Source organism: Paenibacillus violae, assembly GCF_032461945.1.
Classification (GTDB): domain Bacteria; phylum Bacillota; class Bacilli; order Paenibacillales; family NBRC-103111; genus Paenibacillus_E; species Paenibacillus_E violae.
The window spans coordinates 541,202-558,075 of sequence record NZ_JAWCUD010000001.1 but is presented as its reverse complement, the minus strand read 5'-3'; the positions used below and the strand labels follow the sequence as shown (position 1 = coordinate 558,075).

Below are 16,874 nucleotides of genomic sequence, written 5' to 3'. Positions count from 1 at the left end.
CTGTGCCTGTTCTAAACAATCACATCATAAATCAATTGAACAGGAGCCGGTTGACTAGGTGCAATACGATAAGCCCCTTGAATCATCGCCGTGACTTCCTGTACATCTTCTCGATTGGCATGAATGGTGCAGATCGATTCCCCTGCCTGGACAACGTCACCAATCTTCTTATTCAAAGTCAGACCTACAGCGTAGTCGATCTGATCCTCTTTCTTGGCGCGTCCTGCGCCAAGCAGCATGGCCGCGATTCCGATATGCTCGGCATCGATTTGATTCACATAGCCATCTTGCTCGGCTGGCACTTCAAAACGATAGCTCGCTGTCGGCAGCAGCTCCGGTTGATCCACCACCCTCGGATCGCCTCCTTGGCTCGCTACAAACCGCTTGAACGTCTCGAGCGCCTTCCCGTTCATGACAATGTCGCGAACAGCCTCCTGCGCCTCTTCAAAGCTCTCAAACACTTTGCCTAGCAGCGACATATATGCCGCTACGGAAATCGCGACTTCGGTTAGCTCTTTGTCGCCTGTGCCGCGAAGCACTTCGATGGATTCGCGAATTTCGTTCGCATTGCCGATTTCGCGGCCAAGCGGCTGCTCCATATCGGTGATCATCGCAATCGTATTGCGATTCAATTTCACGCCGATATCGACCATTGTGCGGGCAAGCACTCTTGCATCATCGACGGTTTTCATGAAAGCCCCCGAACCGATTTTCACATCAAGGACAATCGCGTCAGCGCCTGAGGCAATTTTCTTGCTCATGATGGAACTGGCAATTAACGGAATAGAGTCTACTGTCGCGGTTACATCTCTCAGTGCGTACATCTTTTTATCAGCAGGAGCCAAGTTGCCGCTCTGGCCAACAATCGCAATTTTATTGGTATTAACTGCTGTAATAAAATCCTCTTTCGATAATTCAATCTGGAAGCCCGGAATTGATTCCAGCTTATCCACGGTTCCGCCGGTATGACCAAGACCCCTGCCTGACATTTTGGCGACCGGTACGCCGAGAGAAGCAACGATCGGGCCGACAATCAGACTGATTTTGTCCCCTACTCCGCCCGTCGAGTGCTTATCCACTTTAATCCCGGCAATCTCCGACAGATCAATCATTTCCCCCGATCCAGCCATGGCCATCGTTAGTGCGGATATTTCCTCACTGATCATGCCATTAAAGAAAATCGCCATCAACAACGCTGACATTTGATAGTCCGGGATATCACCTTTTGTGTAACCCTGTACGATAAACGTGATTTCTTGTTCGGTTAAAACCTCACCGGACCTTTTCTTATGTATTAAATCAACCATTCTCATGCGAGTTCCTCCTTCAATAATAAATCGAAAAAAGGGAGCTGCTTGAGCCCCCCTTTGTACTATTATTCTCTTTATTGTACAACTAATTTAGCTTTCATTTTAGCGTGACCTTCGCCACATGGCAGTACGCAATCAATTTCATAAGTTCCCGGCTTGTCAAACGTAATTTCTTTTGAAGGGTTTTCTTTATCCAGCTTGACATCCAACCCTTTAATTTCGATTGCGTGTACGCCTTCTTTCAAAGACAAGGAAACTTTCGTAGGCTCGCCACTTTTGATCGTGTAGTCGGTCGAGTCAAATTGCCAGTTCGATGCTGCAATTTTAAGCTGTTGAATTTTGCTGCCGGCTTCCTCTGCTGCTTTCGCCTCTTGGCGTTCAGAGATATCTTGAAAAAGGACTCCCAGCCCCAGTGCGCCCGCAAGTATAAATAACACAAAGAAAATCCACTTTTGCATGCATATCCCCCTCATAATGTGTTCACTTCATCTATTCTACCTAACATCGCGAGACAATCCCATACAGGTTTAGTGGCAAATCTTTGAATATTTTGTGACGGAATTGTGAATGAATCCTCGTAAAAACATCCCCCTTATCGGGGGATATTAACTTTACTATTTCCCACACGAATGCAAATTACACACCGTGCAGTCTCTCCCGAATTTGGAAGCTGCCGGACCATGTTGTTTGCTTCTTTATCGCTACAACCTGTAGGGTTTGTTACTTTTCAACTCTTTTATCCCAATTGCACGTCACGCACAAAAGCTTTGACCAAAGCGATGAACTTCGGTTTCGTCCGATTGGCTACCGCGACAACCTGTTCATGCGTTAGAGGTTCAAGCTCCTCGCCCACCGCCATATCTGTAATACACGAGATGCCAAGCACCTTAAGTCCCGCATGACGAGCCGCGATGACTTCACCTACGGTGGACATGCCGATCGCATCGCCGCCGATGCGAGCCAGCATCGTCAGTTCAGCCGGTGTGCAGTAAGTAGGTCCTGTTATCCCTGCATACACGCCTTCCTGAAGCTTCAGAGGCACGCCATCCTCTCCCACAACTGTTTGGGCCAGCTTATGCGCAAGCTCGCGATACTCGCGGCTGTACGCTTCGGACATATCCGGGAAGCGAACACCCAGCTCGCTGTGGTTAGGTCCGATTAACGGATTGTCACCCGTCATGTTGAGATGATCGCTAATCACCATGAGGTCACCGGCTTTGAAACCGCGATTCATACCGCCCGCCGCATTCGTCATGACAACAGAATGAACGCCGATTGCTTTCATGACATACACAGGGAAAACAACCTTTTTCATATCATAACCTTCGTAATAATGAAAACGCCCCTGCATCACGATGACTTGCTTGCCTTCAAGCGTTCCTGCGACAAAACGGCCTTCATGCCCTTCAACCGTTGAAACCGGAAAATGCGGCACTTCGCTGTAATCAATCGCAATCGGATTTTCTACCTGATTCGCCATATCGCCAAGCCCTGAGCCTAAAACTAGCCCGATAACAGGTGCGACATCCCCTAATTTTCCCTTAATAAACACTGCTGCTTCATTAATTTTCTCTATGTACGTCAATGCCATTTTGATCTCCTTATCTGATAAATAACCTCAATTTGTAATTAAATAGCCTCAATAATGCCCAGTACTAATTTCAAAAACTTAGGTTTAACTTTCTCCGTCGTTTCCATCACTTCTGCGTGGGAAAGCGGTTGGTCCAAAATGCCGGAAGCCATATTGGAAATGCAGGAGAAACCAAGCACCTCAATGCCTGCATGACGGGCTACGATCACTTCAGGTACTGTAGACATACCTACGGAGTCACCGCCCAGTGTACGGAACATACGGATCTCTGCCGGAGTTTCATAGTTAGGTCCGAGAAGTCCAACATAAACACCTTCCTGCAGTTTAAAATCTTGCGATGCCGCCACGTCATGCGCCAATTTACGCAGACGTTTGCTGTACGCTTCCGACATATCCGGAAAACGAACGCCTAGCGCAGAATCATTTGGTCCGATCAAAGGATTGCGGTACGTCAAATTCAAGTGATCGCTGATAACCATCAAATCGCCGACTTGGTAAGACTCGTTAATGCCACCAGCTGCATTCGTGACGATCAACGTTTCCACACCCAGCTCTTTCATAACACGAACAGGGAAAGAAACGGTTTCTGCGCCATAACCTTCGTAAGCATGGAAACGGCCCTTCATGACCAGCACTTGCTTACCTTTAATTGTACCAACGACCAGCTCCCCCGCATGACCTTCGACGGTGGATACCGGAAAGTGCGGGATTCGCGAGTAGTCAACGACGATCGGCTGCTCGATTAAGTCAGCAAGCACGCCGAGTCCTGAACCTAATATAAGTCCGATTTGCGGTTTAATCTTTGTTTCCTTCGAAATAAAGGCGGCTGCCTCTTGAATCTTTTGAATCATGGATGTTTCTGACATGTTATATTCCTCCTTGGCTTTTTCAGTTCGGCAGTCGCTTTATTTGAGAAGATGCAGGAAACTCTCGCCTTGATCTGTAGGCTTTACACCGAAATTGTCGGCAATGGTAGCCCCAAGATCAGCAAATGTTCCACGGATTCCCAGAGAAACAGGAGCCTCAAAGCTCGGGCTGTATAGCAAGATAGGCACATATTCGCGTGTATGATCTGTTCCCGCATGCACGGGATCATTGCCGTGGTCCGCTGTAAGGATCAGCAGATCTTTCGGCCCTAGCTGCGCTTTGAGCTGCGGTACGAAGCTGTCGAATTCCTCCAGTGCTCGGCCATAACCTTCGGGGTCGCGACGATGACCGTATAACGAGTCAAAATCAACGAGGTTTGTAAAAGCCAACCCTTTGAACGGCTCGCCAAGTACTTCGATCGTCTTCTGTATGCCGTCTAAATTGCTTTTTGTGGACGTTGCTTTCGTGACGCCCTCGCCGTCAAAAATATCATTGATTTTTCCAATGGCAATGACATCATATCCTGCGTCCTTTAAGTGATTCATCACGGTCGGCTCCGGCGGCTTGACCGCATAATCATGCCGATTCGGCGTACGTTTGAAAGCTCCAGGCTCGCCAACATAAGGTCTCGCAATGACGCGGCCTACTGCAAATTCGCCTTGCGTTAGACGTCTGGCAATTTCACATGCACGGTACAGCTCTTCAAGTGGAATCACATCTTCGTGAGCAGCCAATTGAAATACACTATCTGCCGACGTGTAGACGATCCAAGCTCCTGTTTTCATCTGTTCTTCGCCAAGCTCATCTAAAATTTCTGTCCCTGAAGCCGGTTTATTACCGATGACCTTGCGCCCTGTCTCCTGCTCAAACTGGGAAATCAATGCTTCCGGGAATCCATCCGGATATACGTTAAACGGTGTAGAAATACGAAGCCCCATCAATTCCCAGTGCCCCGTCATCGTGTCTTTTCCAACCGATACCTCGGCCATTTTGCCATAATAAGCTTCTGGCGCGTCAGTTGCCGGGATGCCTTTTATCTCAGCGATACTGCCTAGACCCATACGCTGCAAATTAGGAAGCGAGAATCCACTCACTCTCTCCGCGATATGTCCAAGCGTGTGGCTGCCTGTGTCGCCAAACTCTTTGGCATCCGGTAATTCGCCGATGCCTACGCTATCCAATACGATTAAACCTATTCGTTCAAAGCGCACACTTGTCCCTCCAAATTGTTCACAATGTTATCCACCCTTGATTATCGCATTTCCTTTCTATGAATGCAAAACAGCAGCTTTTCCTGAAGGAAATCGCCGCTGTCATCTTTTACATATTCGCTCTCGGATGAGCGCGGTTATAAACATCTTTCATTTTGAGCTTTGTGACTTGCACATAGAGCTGTGTGGACGAAATATCGGAATGTCCGAGCATTTCTTGGACGGATCTTAAATCTGCACCATTTTCGATCAAGTGGGCAGCGAAAGAATGCCGCAAGGCATGAGGTGTGATTTCACTCTCAATCTTCATCTCATTTGCGTATCTTTTCAAAATTTTCCAAAAGCCCTGTCTCGTCATCCGGGTCCCTAAGTGTCCAATAAATAAAGCCTCTTCGTCCGCCGACTTCTTCAACAATTTCTTGCGATCTTTATGTATATAGGCGGTCAAGCAGCGAATAGCGATTGAACTAAGCGGGATATTACGCTCTTTGTTCCCTTTTCCCATACAGCGAATGAAGCCAAGTTGCAGATGAACGTCATCAACGTTCATCGAGATAAGTTCAGAGACGCGAATTCCCGTTGCATACAGCAGTTCAAGCATCGCTTTATCGCGCACGCCGCTCACAAGCTCAAGATGAGGCGCATCCAGCAATTTGCCAACCTCTTCAACAGAAAGTACCTTGGGCAGCTTCTTTTCCAGCTTAGGCGCTTCAATGAAAAGGGATGGATCTGCGTCCACCAAACGCTCTCTCAGCAAATACTGATAGAAAGCACGGATCGAAACAAGATTCCGAGACAAGGTGGCTGTAGCTCTGCCTAGCAATTTCAATTGGGATAAGAAACCCGCAATGTTGGTTTTGCTTGTTTCTTTCCAAGCTGTAATCCCCTGCCGTTGCAAATAGTCAACAAACTGCTGCAAGTCTCTTTCGTAAGATTCCAGTGTATTCTTGGATAGTCCGCGTTCTACAGACAAAAATCGGATGAAGGATTGCAAATCAACCATCATCATGTTATGTAGCTCCTTCGTTACCTGCCATATTTCTAACAGTTAGCATTCAACGATGGACCTGCGAACTCCTCTTTTATTCACCATACCAATAAAATAAACGCAGCCTGTCACTCATTTTGTCTGACTCTGGAAACGATGCATGCTCATGCTGTCCAAACACCTTGACGGAATTGCCCGCTGGCGCGCGGTAGCGGTTCACAGGCTCTATCCAGCTGGAGAGTACTAACATCACTTGATACAGAACAACCGTTAATGTCATGAAAAGCAGCATAAAGCGCAAGCGAACAAGTAATTTTCGATAGGAAAAAATCATAGGCCAGGTCCCCATTTCTGTCCCTTTCTTTAGGACAGGATATGAGGCTCAGGCCCTGTTTATGACAGATCGGACAACTTCACATAAGGCATCCCCAGCGCTTCTGCAACGGCTGGATGGGTAATGCTGCCTTTATACGTGTTAACCCCCAATTGCAGGGCGTAATTAGCTGTGATCGCCTCTGTTAATCCTTTATTGGCAAGCTCCAAAGCGTACGGCAATGTTACGTTCGTCAAAGCAAGCGTCGAAGTCCGAGGGACTGCGCCGGGCATATTCGCTACCGCATAATGCACGACACCGTGTGTCTCATAGGTAGGGCTGCTGTGCGTGGTCACCCGGTCGATCGTTTCGATCGAACCGCCTTGATCCACGGCGACATCCACAATGACAGCGCCAGGCTTCATCGTTTTGACCATCGCTTCCGTCACTAGCCTTGGCGCTCTCGCTCCTGGAATAAGAACCGCCCCGATCAAAAGATCTGCTTTGGCAACGGCACTTGCTATATTAAACGGATTCGACATCAAGGTATTCAGCCTGCCACCGAAAATATCGTCCAAGGCACGCATCCGATCCGCGCTCCGTTCGATAATGGCAACATTAGCTCCTAAACCAAGCGCCATCTTGGCTGCATTGGTTCCAACAATTCCTCCGCCTAGGATCACTACATTCGCAGGTGGTACGCCTGGTACACCGCCCAATAGAATGCCGCGCCCGCCATAAAACTTCTCCAGAAAATGAGCGCCGATTTGGACGGACATACGACCGGCAACTTCGCTCATCGGCGTTAACAGAGGAAGCGATCCATTGGGGAGCTGAATGGTTTCATAAGCAACACCTGTCACCTTCTTGTTCAGCAGGTGGTCTGCCAAATCCCCCGCAGCAGCCAAATGCAAATAAGTGAAAAGCAGCTGCCCCTCCCGAAAATAGCCATATTCCGCAGGGAGCGGTTCTTTCACTTTCATAATCATATCGCTGCGCGCCCATACCTCAGCGGCCTCCGCAACAAGAACGGCGCCTTCCTTGGCATAATCCTCGTCGCTAAACCCGCTGCCCGCTCCGGCACCGGCTTCAACGAGCACTTTATGTCCAGCCATAATAAGCGTCGTTGCTCCGCCTGGAGTCAATGCGACGCGATTTTCATTATTTTTTATTTCCTTTGGGACGCCGATTACAAATGATTGCTCCGTCATTCGCGTCTACCTTCTTTCTCATGAACGTTAGTCATAATGTACCCATGCTTCCAGTCCAATTATGTGGAAGGAGATTCTATTTTCTAATATCCAGTATATGAGAAATAAGCAAAAATGCCTGTACGCACTCCATGTGCTTACAGGCATTTTCTTTGTATGAACAGCTCTATTCCGTGCTGTTATTTTTGGATTTGTCCAATGAGTCCGGTTTCCCTCGTTCGTTACAGCGATAGCATATACCTTGAAAATCTAGTCGATGATCCAATACTTGAAAATGAAAATCCTTATCCAGCCTTTCTTCTAAAGGCCCGAGCCAGTCTTCCATAATTTCATCCACGGTCCCGCATTGAACGCAGATTAAGTGATGGTGATGGTGACGTGTGCTGTCATCGCGCAAATCATAACGAGCTACGCCATCGCCAAAATTCATTTTCTCCAAGACATGCAGCTCACTCAGAAGCTCTAATGTTCGGTACACGGTTGCCAGACCGATTTCCGGAGCTTTATCCTTCACAAGCATAAACACGTCTTCGGCACTTAGATGATCTTGTTCATTTTCTAATAGTACACGCACAGTCGCTTCCCGTTGAGGGGTAAGCTTGTACCCTTGGGATTGCAACTGCTGCTTAATTTTCTCAATCCTTGCTTCCATATGCCTCCCCCTCAGAAAGGTGGGCATCCAAGCCCAATTTTAGCCACTCTTTTCATTATAGGGGGAGCTTACTGACAAAGTCAAACAGAAACATGTTGTTTTCTGTCATCCATAGAGCGGAACCAGCATCGGCGTGACCCATTTCATCATCAATTGCGAAACATAGCCCTCCCAAAGTGCTGCCCCAAGAAGGAAAACACCCATTAGCAACGTCAAAGTTGTGAATCGCATGAAGGGTTGGTACATGTTGCCATTGCGGCTCATAAACCTATTTTTAATCATATAAATGGAAAAAGACATCGCTGCAACACTACAGAAGAGAATCGCCGGAATGACGATCAAATTTTGCGGAGCTACAGAAACCAGCGCGAACAACATGCCTTTCCAAGACATTTGACCGACCAGATAGCCAACTGTAAAGCCAATCAACACACCCTTTAGGAAATCCAGCACAAGGATAAGCGGAAGGCCAATCACGGACAGCCCAAACAACCAGATCAGTAAAATCCACTTCATGTGCATGCCAAAAGATTGAACGAACGACTGCCTGCTGTCAAATTCGCCGCCATCATTAATTTCATGGAAAAAACTTCCCAAATGACGCGTCATCTCCTGCTTTTGTTCCAAGGAAAGCGCATTAACCATCACGGCACCGAACACAACACCAATGAGAAAGAGTACGGAGACGAATATAAATAGCGGCAGATTGTCCTTCATATATTGTTTCATCGTTAGGTTCCTATTCACTCTCGCAGCTCCTCCCGTGTGTACAACCTCTACAAAGACAAGCTTATGAGCGAGACCTGGAAACTATGAACGATTTTTCACTTTGCCATATCTTCCGCCTCCGCCAACCTCCAACGAAAGCGTACCTTCACGCGCACCGACAAGGTAAGCGGCTATTTCTTCACCAACTTCACTAACCAGCTCTTCGTGCGTCGTGCGATGCAGCACATTCATCTCCGTTCCGAAACGGTGAAGCAATTGATTCAATTTCTTAGGACCAAGCCCAGGGATAAACTCCAGTGGGACTTGAAAATGATACGCCGGCCTGTAAGGTGGCAGATACGGCTCTTCGCGATCCGCCAAATCCAGTATGCGATCCATAACGCCTCGGACGATCTTATTGCTGCCACAATCTGCGCAGCGCTCTACGGTGCCCTCTTGCTCATCCAACACGGCTTCACATAAGGAGCAATAGGTGCGGTGATATTTTCCCAACCGGGGATTCAGTCCGTAATTTGCGACCACGCTACGCCCTTCCAGGCGATGAAGCGCCTTAACGAGCTCATCATAGGTAGGCGCAGCTAGCTGTATCTCGTTATATTCACGCCCGATTTTACCCAGCGAATGCGCATCTGAATTGGTTATAAATGTAAAAGGATCGAGCTCAGAAATCAGTCCAGCCATCTCCGAATCGGCGCTTAGTCCAAGCTCCACAGCGGAGATACCTTGCAGATCAAGCAGATTTTCCATCCTGCTCGTTGCGCTGCCGTATACGCTTTTGTGAGGTGTGAAAATATGAGCGGGAATCAGGATTCCCCCTCTGCCTAGCACCTCCTCCTGCAATACTCGCGCAGGCACATATATTCGCTGTGAGCTGAGCTCTACATTTTTCATATGCCCCTTCATCCAGTTTGTAAATCCCTGCATGACCTCAAGATTGGGCATATACGCTAACAAATGTGCTGGCCCCATGCCTGGTTCCCTTACTTCAATCTCACTTCCCAGCATGACGGTTGTATCCCGGTACCTGATACCTCCACCTTCCAGTTCTGCCATCTCACCACGATCCAAATAGGTCAGGATGTCGTTTTGCACGGATGGCGAATGGCAGTCGATGATGCCAATGATCTCCATCCCTTTGCGGACGGCCGCTTCATGGGCAATATTGAAAAAGGTCAGGTTATTCGCGGCGCTTATCTTCACAGCTTGGCCGCTCTCGGTTCGTCCAATATGAATATGAAGGTCTGCGTAATAAGATTTCATCCTAGATCTGGCCCGTTAACTTGTATAGCTGCCAAGCATAGACAGCCATAATGGTTTTGGCATCGCTGATACGCCCTTCCCGCATATACGCTTGAGCTTGCTCCAGCGTAATGGCTTCACACTCCAGAAATTCATCCTCATCCGGATTGGCGTCTCCTTTGACCAAATCTTCCGCGATATAGAGATGGATAATTTCATCCGCAAATCCCGGGGATGTATAAAAGGAGCTCACCAACCTTACGTTGTCAGACCGATATCCCGTTTCTTCTTCCAACTCGCGTATAGCCGCCTTCAACGGTTCTTCCCCTGCATCCAGCTTGCCCGCCGGGATTTCAACCTGGCTTTTCTCCAATGGTTTTCGATACTGCTCCACGACGATCATTTTATCCCCAATTAATGGAATGACCGCTACGGCACCTGGGTGCTTCACGATTTCTCTCGTTGCCGTTTCCCCATTTGGCAGTGTAACGGTGTCTACCTGAAGTGATATGATTCTGCCTTTATAAATGGACTCCGTTTGTACAGTAACTTCTTCGAATTTCTTATGTACGGTCATTTGGACACCTCGTCAATTTCTAAAATGGTATAACTTGTCCTACTTTTGCATATCGATCATTATATCAAATTTCAACCGGAAAAGAGGAAGATCGATATGAAGAGCTATATCGCGGAAAAACAAATTCGTTTGGTGGGAAAAGCCTGGGAAGTCAAACATCAGCTTGAACTCATGGTGCAGCAAGGCGGGCCGAACGTCACGTTGATTGATTATGCAGCTGGATTGCACAATCAACCGCAGCGCAAACACCTTGGAAATAAACAGGATCCTGCCGTAATCCCCTTCCCATCGAGGTAATCGGCAGCGGATATGGGCGTAAGGACTCCGCGATTTGCTCCGCCGATACAGATGGCATCATCCTTATTCGATGCATCTCCAAACGGTTCAGCTGCTCTTGAATTATCGCATATTCCTCTGCAATACATTGCGGGAAAGGCACGATAGCCGGACATCTCGCAGCAAGCTCCAAAGCCGTTAGCGTATGGTGGCTAATCCCTCGATGCCGTGGCCGCTCATCGGCAAAGGAAAGGCGCGGTATCACAATTGGTGTCCCGCCTAAGGCGTATACGGCATTAACGAGCTCACCGACTTCGATACCGGAATAGCCGTACCGTGTACCTGTACCGACAATTCCAGGTCCCATCGTTACGAGACATATGTCCGCTTTGGCAGCATGTTTAGCCGCAATCAACGCGCTAAATTTGTTTACTGCCTCCAGCTTTCCACCGTAAGCCTGACCATACGTAATTGTATTTTGAAGCCATCCCAAAGCTTCCAGTTGTGCGATATGCTGACTCCAGGCAAATGGGAGTGCGCCGCCATCCGTCATGATGTAGGCTGCGTTCCTCGTCATTTTAACCGGTTGATCCGGTTGCTGTTCACGGTATCGAAGCCAACAGAGCACCACAGGAAGCATGCTATGTAATTCCCCAAGCAAGACAGGCATCCCCTCCAGGGTTTGCTCTTTTTGAAAAAGAGGATGAAACCTGCTGATCTCTTCCTCCACAGCAAGCACACTCCGCTGTAACGGGGTGTATTTGAGTTTCATAATATGTCCGTCGGATAGATGTTCAGCAGCAGAGAGATCGCTGCTTATTGCGTCAGCAGGCAGGACGATGTGATAACCTCCTGAGCCTAGTCCAAGCTCCTCAGCCGTTACATTCAGAACAACCACATCACCGGGACGAAGCGGCGGTGAACTATCGGTATAATGGACAGCGCGCTCCTCCTTGCCGCTATGCCGCATGATAACACGGACGACCTGCAGCCCTTCCCTAACGGAAATAACCGCGCTTACCTTGCCTTCTGCCCGCCTCAGCATCCAAATATCCCCCTTTCGGCTCGTTCCTCTTTGCAGCATATGTGGCTTAACGCAGAGTTAAGCTTATTATCAAAAAAACCGACTAGAGAGCCAACATTTGGCATCAACTAATCGGTTAGACAAACAATTAAACTTTTGCAGCTTCTTTCACAAGAGCAACGACCAATTCAGCCGTTTTGACCAGATCGCTAATAGCGATATGCTCTTTGGTCGTATGAATTTCGTGGTAACCGACGGCAAGATTCACCGTTGGAATCCCCATGCCGTTAAAGATGTTCGCATCGCTGCCGCCGCCGGAGTGGAACGTGCGAGCCGTCAATCCAAGCGTTGACAACGCTCTGGACGTAAGCTGAACGATAGGGGCAGAGTCATCATGCATGTAAGAAGCATAAACGATGTCTGCGTTAAACTCGCAAGTCGTTCCTGCATCTGCCGCTGCGGATTCACAAGCTTCTTTCATCGCAGCGATTTGCGCTTCCAGCTTATGCTGCACGATGCTGCGAGCTTCCGCTTCCATCTTCACTTTATCGCATACCACGTTAAGTGGACCTACACCGGAGAAACTGCCGATATTCGCCGTTGTTTCACTGTCAATGCGACCAAGCGACATACGCGAAACAGCCTTGGAGGCAACTTGGATGGCACTGATGCCATCTTCCGGATTAACGCCTGCGTGCGCTGATTTGCCATGGAAAATGATCTCGATTTCCGCACGGCCCGGAGCTGCAGTAGCAATATCACCGATGCTGCCATTGGAATCCAACGCGAAGCCGAACTCTGCTTCCATCATGCTGCGATCCATGGCACGAGCGCCTTTCAGACCGCTTTCTTCCCCTGCTGTAATAACGAATTGAATACGGCCATGAGGAATGTTTTGCTCTTTAAGCACTTGAATACCTTCAAGCATTGCTGCGATGCCCGCTTTGTCGTCACTGCCCAGGATCGTAGTCCCATCGCTGCGGATGTAACCATCTTCGCCAATTTGCGGCTTGATGCCTTTACCAGGAGCAACGGTATCCATGTGCGATGTAAAGAAAATCGTCGGGATTGCGGCATTGCTGTCCGTCGCTTCCAATGTACAGATCAAATTGCCCGATCCGTGACCGCTTTTTGCCATCGAATCATCTTCAACGACTTTTAAGCCTAATTGACTGAACTTCTCTTTCAGAACCACACAAATTTCTTGCTCAAAGCGTGTTTCACTGTCTACTTGAACGAGCGATATGAATTCTTCCACTAAACGGTTTTGCTGAATCATGTACTTTCCTCCGATACTCACTATGGGTTACAATAATACGGTACAAGCTTTTACGATAAAGGAGTGACTCTTCATGTTGCAGAATAGACGTTGGTTTAAAGTCGTGATTTACGTAATGCTCATCACCATGCTGCTATCCAGCATATTGTTTACTGCCGGATTATTTTTTGATTCCTAGTTTAATAAATTTTTGTATCGGCATTGTAACTTTCCAAATTTTCTTTGACTCTCTGCAGGAACCTACCGCAGATTACACCATCCAGAATGCGGTGATCAAGCGACAGACACAGGTTAACCATAGAGCGGACTGCGATCATATCTTGAATAACGACAGGCTTCTTCACAATCGATTCGAAGGTCACAATGGCTGCTTGCGGGTAGTTAATGATCGGATAAGACAGAATCGAACCGAAGGAGCCTGTGTTGTTTACAGTGAACGTCCCGCCAACCATATCATTCAGGGACAACTTGCCGGCACGCGTCTTCTTCGTCAATTCGTCGATTTCTCTAGCCAGTCCGGCGATATTCTTTTGATCCGCTTTCTTGATTACTGGCGTCATAACCGAATCTTCCGTCCCTACGGACAGAGAGATATTAATATCGCGTTTCACGATAATTTTATCTACAGCCCATACCGAGTTGATAATCGGGTAATCTTTAATCGCATTAACGACCGCCTTCATCATGAAAGCCAAATAGGTTAAGTTAATGCCCTCGCGGCGCATAAAGTCGTCCTTCACTTTATTCCGCAGAACGACGAGATTCGTCACATCCACTTCGATCATCGTCCATGCATGCGGAATTTCCGTCACACTTTGGCGCATGCGAGTAGCAATGGCATTACGAATTGGCGTTACATCGATGAAATGCTCATTGCGCGAGTCGAGCGAATGTCCTTCCGCTTCAATTAGCGGCGTTTGCGGGTTCGCAGACAGATGGATGCCGGAGCTGCGCACCGGCAGATTGGCAGGCTGCGTCTCAACTTGCGGAGCCGGCGCACTGCTTGCTACAGGCGCTGCTTGCTGATTCGTCTGAACAGCCGCAGCTGCAGGAGCTGATTTGGAGCCGCCGCCCGCGACGAACTGCTCGATATCCTTGCGCGTGATTCTTCCCCCAAGCCCCGTCCCAGGAACGCGTGATAAATCAACGTTGTTCTCTTGGGCTAGACGCTGAACAGCCGGCGAGTAACGGCCGCGCATGCTTTGGTCGCTGCCTTCTTCCGGCACGAACACACTCGTGCTGCCAGCCAGTTCCGCAGCAGCTGGCGAACTAGCCGCTGCTCCTGCCGACTCCTCGATCAAACAAATCGCCTCGCCGACAGCCGCTGTTTCACCGTCGCCTACAATAATTTTCACTAAGGTGCCTTCAATCGGTGAAGGCATTTCTGTATTTACTTTCTCTGTAAAAAGCTCACAGAGTACGTCATATTGCTCGATATAATCGCCTGGCTTTTTCAGCCATTTGCCGATTGTAGCCGAAACGAGGCTTTCCGCTAAATGCGGTACCGTTACCTCCGTGAGTCGACCGTTCGTTTGATTCATGGGTGTACCTCCTAAGTTCAGGAAATGATCAATGGCATAAAATCAGACCAAAGGAATTGTAAAGCGATTAAAACATGGCAAGCTGGCGCATAGCTTCCTTCAGCTTATCGCTATTGAGCAAGAAGAACTTCTCCATGGGAGGGTTGCTGCCCACAGCCGGTGCGTCCGGCCCGCAAAGTCGAGCGATCGGTGCATCAAGTTCAAACAGCAGTTCTTCGGCGATGATGGCGGACACTTCGGCGCCAACGCCGCCTGTTTTGTTATCTTCATGCGTGATGAGCACCTTGCCCGTCTTTCTCACGGCTTCTAAAATCGCCTCTTTGTCCAAAGGCTGCAAAGTCCGCAAGTCCAGCACGTGGCAAGAAATACCTTCCTTCGCAAGCTCCTCAGCGGCTTGCAGCGCAAAATTCACGACCATCCCATAGGCGATGACCGTAATGTCCGTGCCTTGACGCTTCACGTCAGCTTTGCCGATCGGCACGATGTAGTCCTCTTCCGGCACATCAGCGGACAGCGCAAGATACGCCTTCTTGTGCTCGAAGAACAGCACGGGATCCGCATCACGTATCGCTGCCTTGAGCAATCCCTTCGCATCATACGGATTGGAAGGCGCAACGATTTTCAAACCCGGCGTGCCGAAGAAAACCGATTCCGGACATTGGGAATGGTACAAGGCGCCTGCGCCGGTCGCCCCGTAAGGCGCACGAATCACAATCGGGCAAGACCAGTCGTTATTGGAGCGATAGCGAATTTTCGCCGCTTCGCTTAGAATTTGATTTGTCGCCGGGAAGATGAAATCGGCGAATTGAATTTCGGCAATCGGCTTCATGCCGTACATAGCCGCACCGATCGCTACACCGACGATAGCGGATTCCGCCAGCGGTGTATCCAACACGCGATCTTCTCCAAACAGATCGCGAAGCCCTTTGGTGGTGTTCAAGACACCACCTTTGCCAACGTCTTCACCGAGGACGAAAACATTGTCGTCCCCTTGCATTTCCTCCTGCATCGCAGATCGGATAGCTTCCAAATAAGTAATGACTGCCATAAATTAGTGGTCATCTCCTTCTGCGTAAACGTGGCGAAGCGTATCTTCCGGCTTCGGATATGGAGCTTGATCCGCGTACTTCGTAGCTTCGTTAATCTCTTGCTTGAGTTCTTCCTGAAGCTCACGATCCTGCTCATCGCTCCATAGACCGCACTCCATTAAATATTCTTTGAACTTGACAATCCCGTCTTTTTGACGATTTTCCTCAACTTCCTCTTTCGTGCGATACAGCATATCATCATCGGAAGTGGAGTGCGGCATCAGACGATAGGACATCATTTCGATCAAGGTAGGACCTTCTCCGCGAGCTGCGCGATCTCTGGCTTCCTTGGTAACACGATACATTTCCAAAACATCGCTGCCGTCAACTTGAACGCCCGGGAAACCATACCCCAGTGCGCGATCTGAAATTTTCCCGGCTACTTGTTTATGTAGGGGGACCGAAATGGCGTATTGATTATTTTCACAAACAAAAATGACAGGCAGTTTATGTACCCCAGCAAAGTTACACCCTTCGTGGAAATCCCCCTGATTGCTGGAGCCTTCTCCGAAAGAGACGTAAGTAACCAAATCTTGCTTTTTCATTTTGGCGGCAAGCGCGATACCTGCAGCATGAGGGACTTGTGTCGTTACAGGAGAAGATGCTGTTACGATATGATTTTTCCGGTCACCAAAATGACCCGCCATCTGTCTGCCGCCGCTATTAACATCCTCTGCTTTACAGAATACAGCAAGCATAAGATCCTTCACGGTCATACCAACCGCAAGAACAAACGCATAATCACGATAATAAGGTAGGAAATAATCTTTCTTGGCTTCCATGGCGAAAGCCATCCCTACTTGACCTGCATATTGCCCCATTCCGGAAACATGGAAAGGAATTTTGCCCGCACGTTGAAGCATAAAAGCACGTTCATCATATTTAGCCGCAAGAGACATGACTCTATACATACGAATAACGACTTCGTCAGATAACCCTAATGTTCTATGCTTATAAAGCTGACCAATGGACATGGAG

At 48.5% G+C, this 16,874-nt stretch carries 18 protein-coding genes and 1 pseudogene; 2 read left to right on the top strand and 17 right to left on the bottom strand.

Annotated features, from left to right (window positions below):
* Positions 1–11 precede the first annotated feature (11 nt).
* The 12 genes from RQP52_RS02275 to RQP52_RS02220 all read right to left on the bottom strand — a co-directional run bounded on the left by RQP52_RS02275 (position 12) and on the right by RQP52_RS02220 (position 10,688).
* Entirely contained in the window at positions 12–1,313 is a 1,302-nt protein-coding gene (locus tag RQP52_RS02275; RefSeq protein ID WP_315949182.1) for a pyrimidine-nucleoside phosphorylase, read from the bottom strand.
* 71 nt (positions 1,314–1,384) lie between these two features.
* Positions 1,385–1,768: a hypothetical protein gene (locus RQP52_RS02270; RefSeq protein ID WP_315949181.1), complete on the bottom strand. Its 384-nt coding sequence runs from the start codon at positions 1,766–1,768 to the stop codon at positions 1,385–1,387.
* A gap of 278 nt (positions 1,769–2,046) precedes the next feature.
* Complete coding sequence (locus tag RQP52_RS02265) at positions 2,047–2,901, bottom strand: purine-nucleoside phosphorylase (protein ID WP_315949180.1); 855 nt, start codon at positions 2,899–2,901, stop codon at positions 2,047–2,049.
* A gap of 38 nt (positions 2,902–2,939) precedes the next feature.
* Positions 2,940–3,767: a purine-nucleoside phosphorylase gene (locus tag RQP52_RS02260; protein ID WP_315949179.1), complete on the bottom strand. Its 828-nt coding sequence runs from the start codon at positions 3,765–3,767 to the stop codon at positions 2,940–2,942.
* A gap of 39 nt (positions 3,768–3,806) precedes the next feature.
* Positions 3,807–4,979 carry a phosphopentomutase gene (deoB, locus tag RQP52_RS02255; RefSeq protein ID WP_315949177.1) on the bottom strand — a complete coding sequence of 391 codons (1,173 nt, stop codon included), beginning with the start codon at positions 4,977–4,979 and terminating at the stop codon, positions 3,807–3,809.
* A 109-nt stretch (positions 4,980–5,088) separates the two neighbouring features.
* A complete protein-coding gene (gene xerD / locus RQP52_RS02250) occupies positions 5,089–5,985 on the bottom strand; it encodes a site-specific tyrosine recombinase XerD (protein ID WP_315950361.1) in 897 nt (298 codons plus the stop codon).
* Positions 5,986–6,061: 76 nt separating this feature from the next.
* Positions 6,062–6,301 (bottom strand): DUF4227 family protein, encoded by a 240-nt coding sequence (locus RQP52_RS02245; protein ID WP_315949176.1) that lies wholly within the window; start codon positions 6,299–6,301, stop codon positions 6,062–6,064.
* 59 nt (positions 6,302–6,360) lie between these two features.
* Entirely contained in the window at positions 6,361–7,491 is a 1,131-nt protein-coding gene (ald, locus tag RQP52_RS02240) for an alanine dehydrogenase (RefSeq protein WP_315949175.1), read from the bottom strand.
* A 166-nt stretch (positions 7,492–7,657) separates the two neighbouring features.
* Positions 7,658–8,143 carry a ferric iron uptake transcriptional regulator gene (fur, locus tag RQP52_RS02235; RefSeq protein ID WP_315949174.1) on the bottom strand — a complete coding sequence of 162 codons (486 nt, stop codon included), beginning with the start codon at positions 8,141–8,143 and terminating at the stop codon, positions 7,658–7,660.
* A gap of 105 nt (positions 8,144–8,248) precedes the next feature.
* Entirely contained in the window at positions 8,249–8,890 is a 642-nt protein-coding gene (gene spoIIM / locus RQP52_RS02230) for a stage II sporulation protein M (protein WP_309492296.1), read from the bottom strand.
* A 63-nt stretch (positions 8,891–8,953) separates the two neighbouring features.
* On the bottom strand, positions 8,954–10,132 hold the full coding sequence (locus RQP52_RS02225) for an endonuclease Q family protein (protein ID WP_315949172.1): 1,179 nt from the start codon (positions 10,130–10,132) through the stop codon (positions 8,954–8,956).
* 1 nt (position 10,133) lies between these two features.
* Positions 10,134–10,688: an NUDIX hydrolase gene (locus RQP52_RS02220; protein ID WP_315949170.1), complete on the bottom strand. Its 555-nt coding sequence runs from the start codon at positions 10,686–10,688 to the stop codon at positions 10,134–10,136.
* Positions 10,689–10,784: 96 nt separating this feature from the next.
* Here RQP52_RS02220 and mciZ point away from each other — a divergent pair.
* Positions 10,785–10,850, top strand: a pseudogene (mciZ, locus tag RQP52_RS02215) (Z-ring formation inhibitor MciZ); the annotation flags it as partial.
* 34 nt (positions 10,851–10,884) lie between these two features.
* On the opposite strand, the gene RQP52_RS02210 reads toward mciZ, so the two are convergent.
* Both RQP52_RS02210 and RQP52_RS02205 read right to left on the bottom strand, forming a co-directional pair.
* Positions 10,885–12,009 (bottom strand): DUF3866 family protein, encoded by a 1,125-nt coding sequence (locus tag RQP52_RS02210; RefSeq protein WP_315949168.1) that lies wholly within the window; start codon positions 12,007–12,009, stop codon positions 10,885–10,887.
* A gap of 127 nt (positions 12,010–12,136) precedes the next feature.
* A complete protein-coding gene (locus RQP52_RS02205; protein ID WP_127458224.1) occupies positions 12,137–13,267 on the bottom strand; it encodes a M20/M25/M40 family metallo-hydrolase in 1,131 nt (376 codons plus the stop codon).
* 73 nt (positions 13,268–13,340) lie between these two features.
* Between RQP52_RS02205 and prli42 the strand changes: the two genes are divergently transcribed.
* The gene (gene prli42 / locus RQP52_RS02200) at positions 13,341–13,445 is read left to right on the top strand and encodes a stressosome-associated protein Prli42 (protein ID WP_307719957.1); all 105 of its coding nucleotides are present in this window, start codon (positions 13,341–13,343) and stop codon (positions 13,443–13,445) included.
* Position 13,446: 1 nt separating this feature from the next.
* Here prli42 and RQP52_RS02195 read toward each other — a convergent pair whose 3' ends face one another.
* The 3 genes from RQP52_RS02195 to RQP52_RS02185 all read right to left on the bottom strand — a co-directional run bounded on the left by RQP52_RS02195 (position 13,447) and on the right by RQP52_RS02185 (position 16,870).
* Positions 13,447–14,808, bottom strand: coding sequence for a dihydrolipoamide acetyltransferase family protein (locus RQP52_RS02195; protein ID WP_315949167.1), 1,362 nt, complete (start codon positions 14,806–14,808; stop codon positions 13,447–13,449).
* Positions 14,809–14,875: 67 nt separating this feature from the next.
* On the bottom strand, positions 14,876–15,856 hold the full coding sequence (locus RQP52_RS02190) for an alpha-ketoacid dehydrogenase subunit beta (protein WP_315949166.1): 981 nt from the start codon (positions 15,854–15,856) through the stop codon (positions 14,876–14,878).
* A gap of 3 nt (positions 15,857–15,859) precedes the next feature.
* On the bottom strand, positions 15,860–16,870 hold the full coding sequence (locus RQP52_RS02185) for a thiamine pyrophosphate-dependent dehydrogenase E1 component subunit alpha (RefSeq protein WP_127458221.1): 1,011 nt from the start codon (positions 16,868–16,870) through the stop codon (positions 15,860–15,862).
* Between the last annotated feature and the right edge of the window lie 4 nt (positions 16,871–16,874).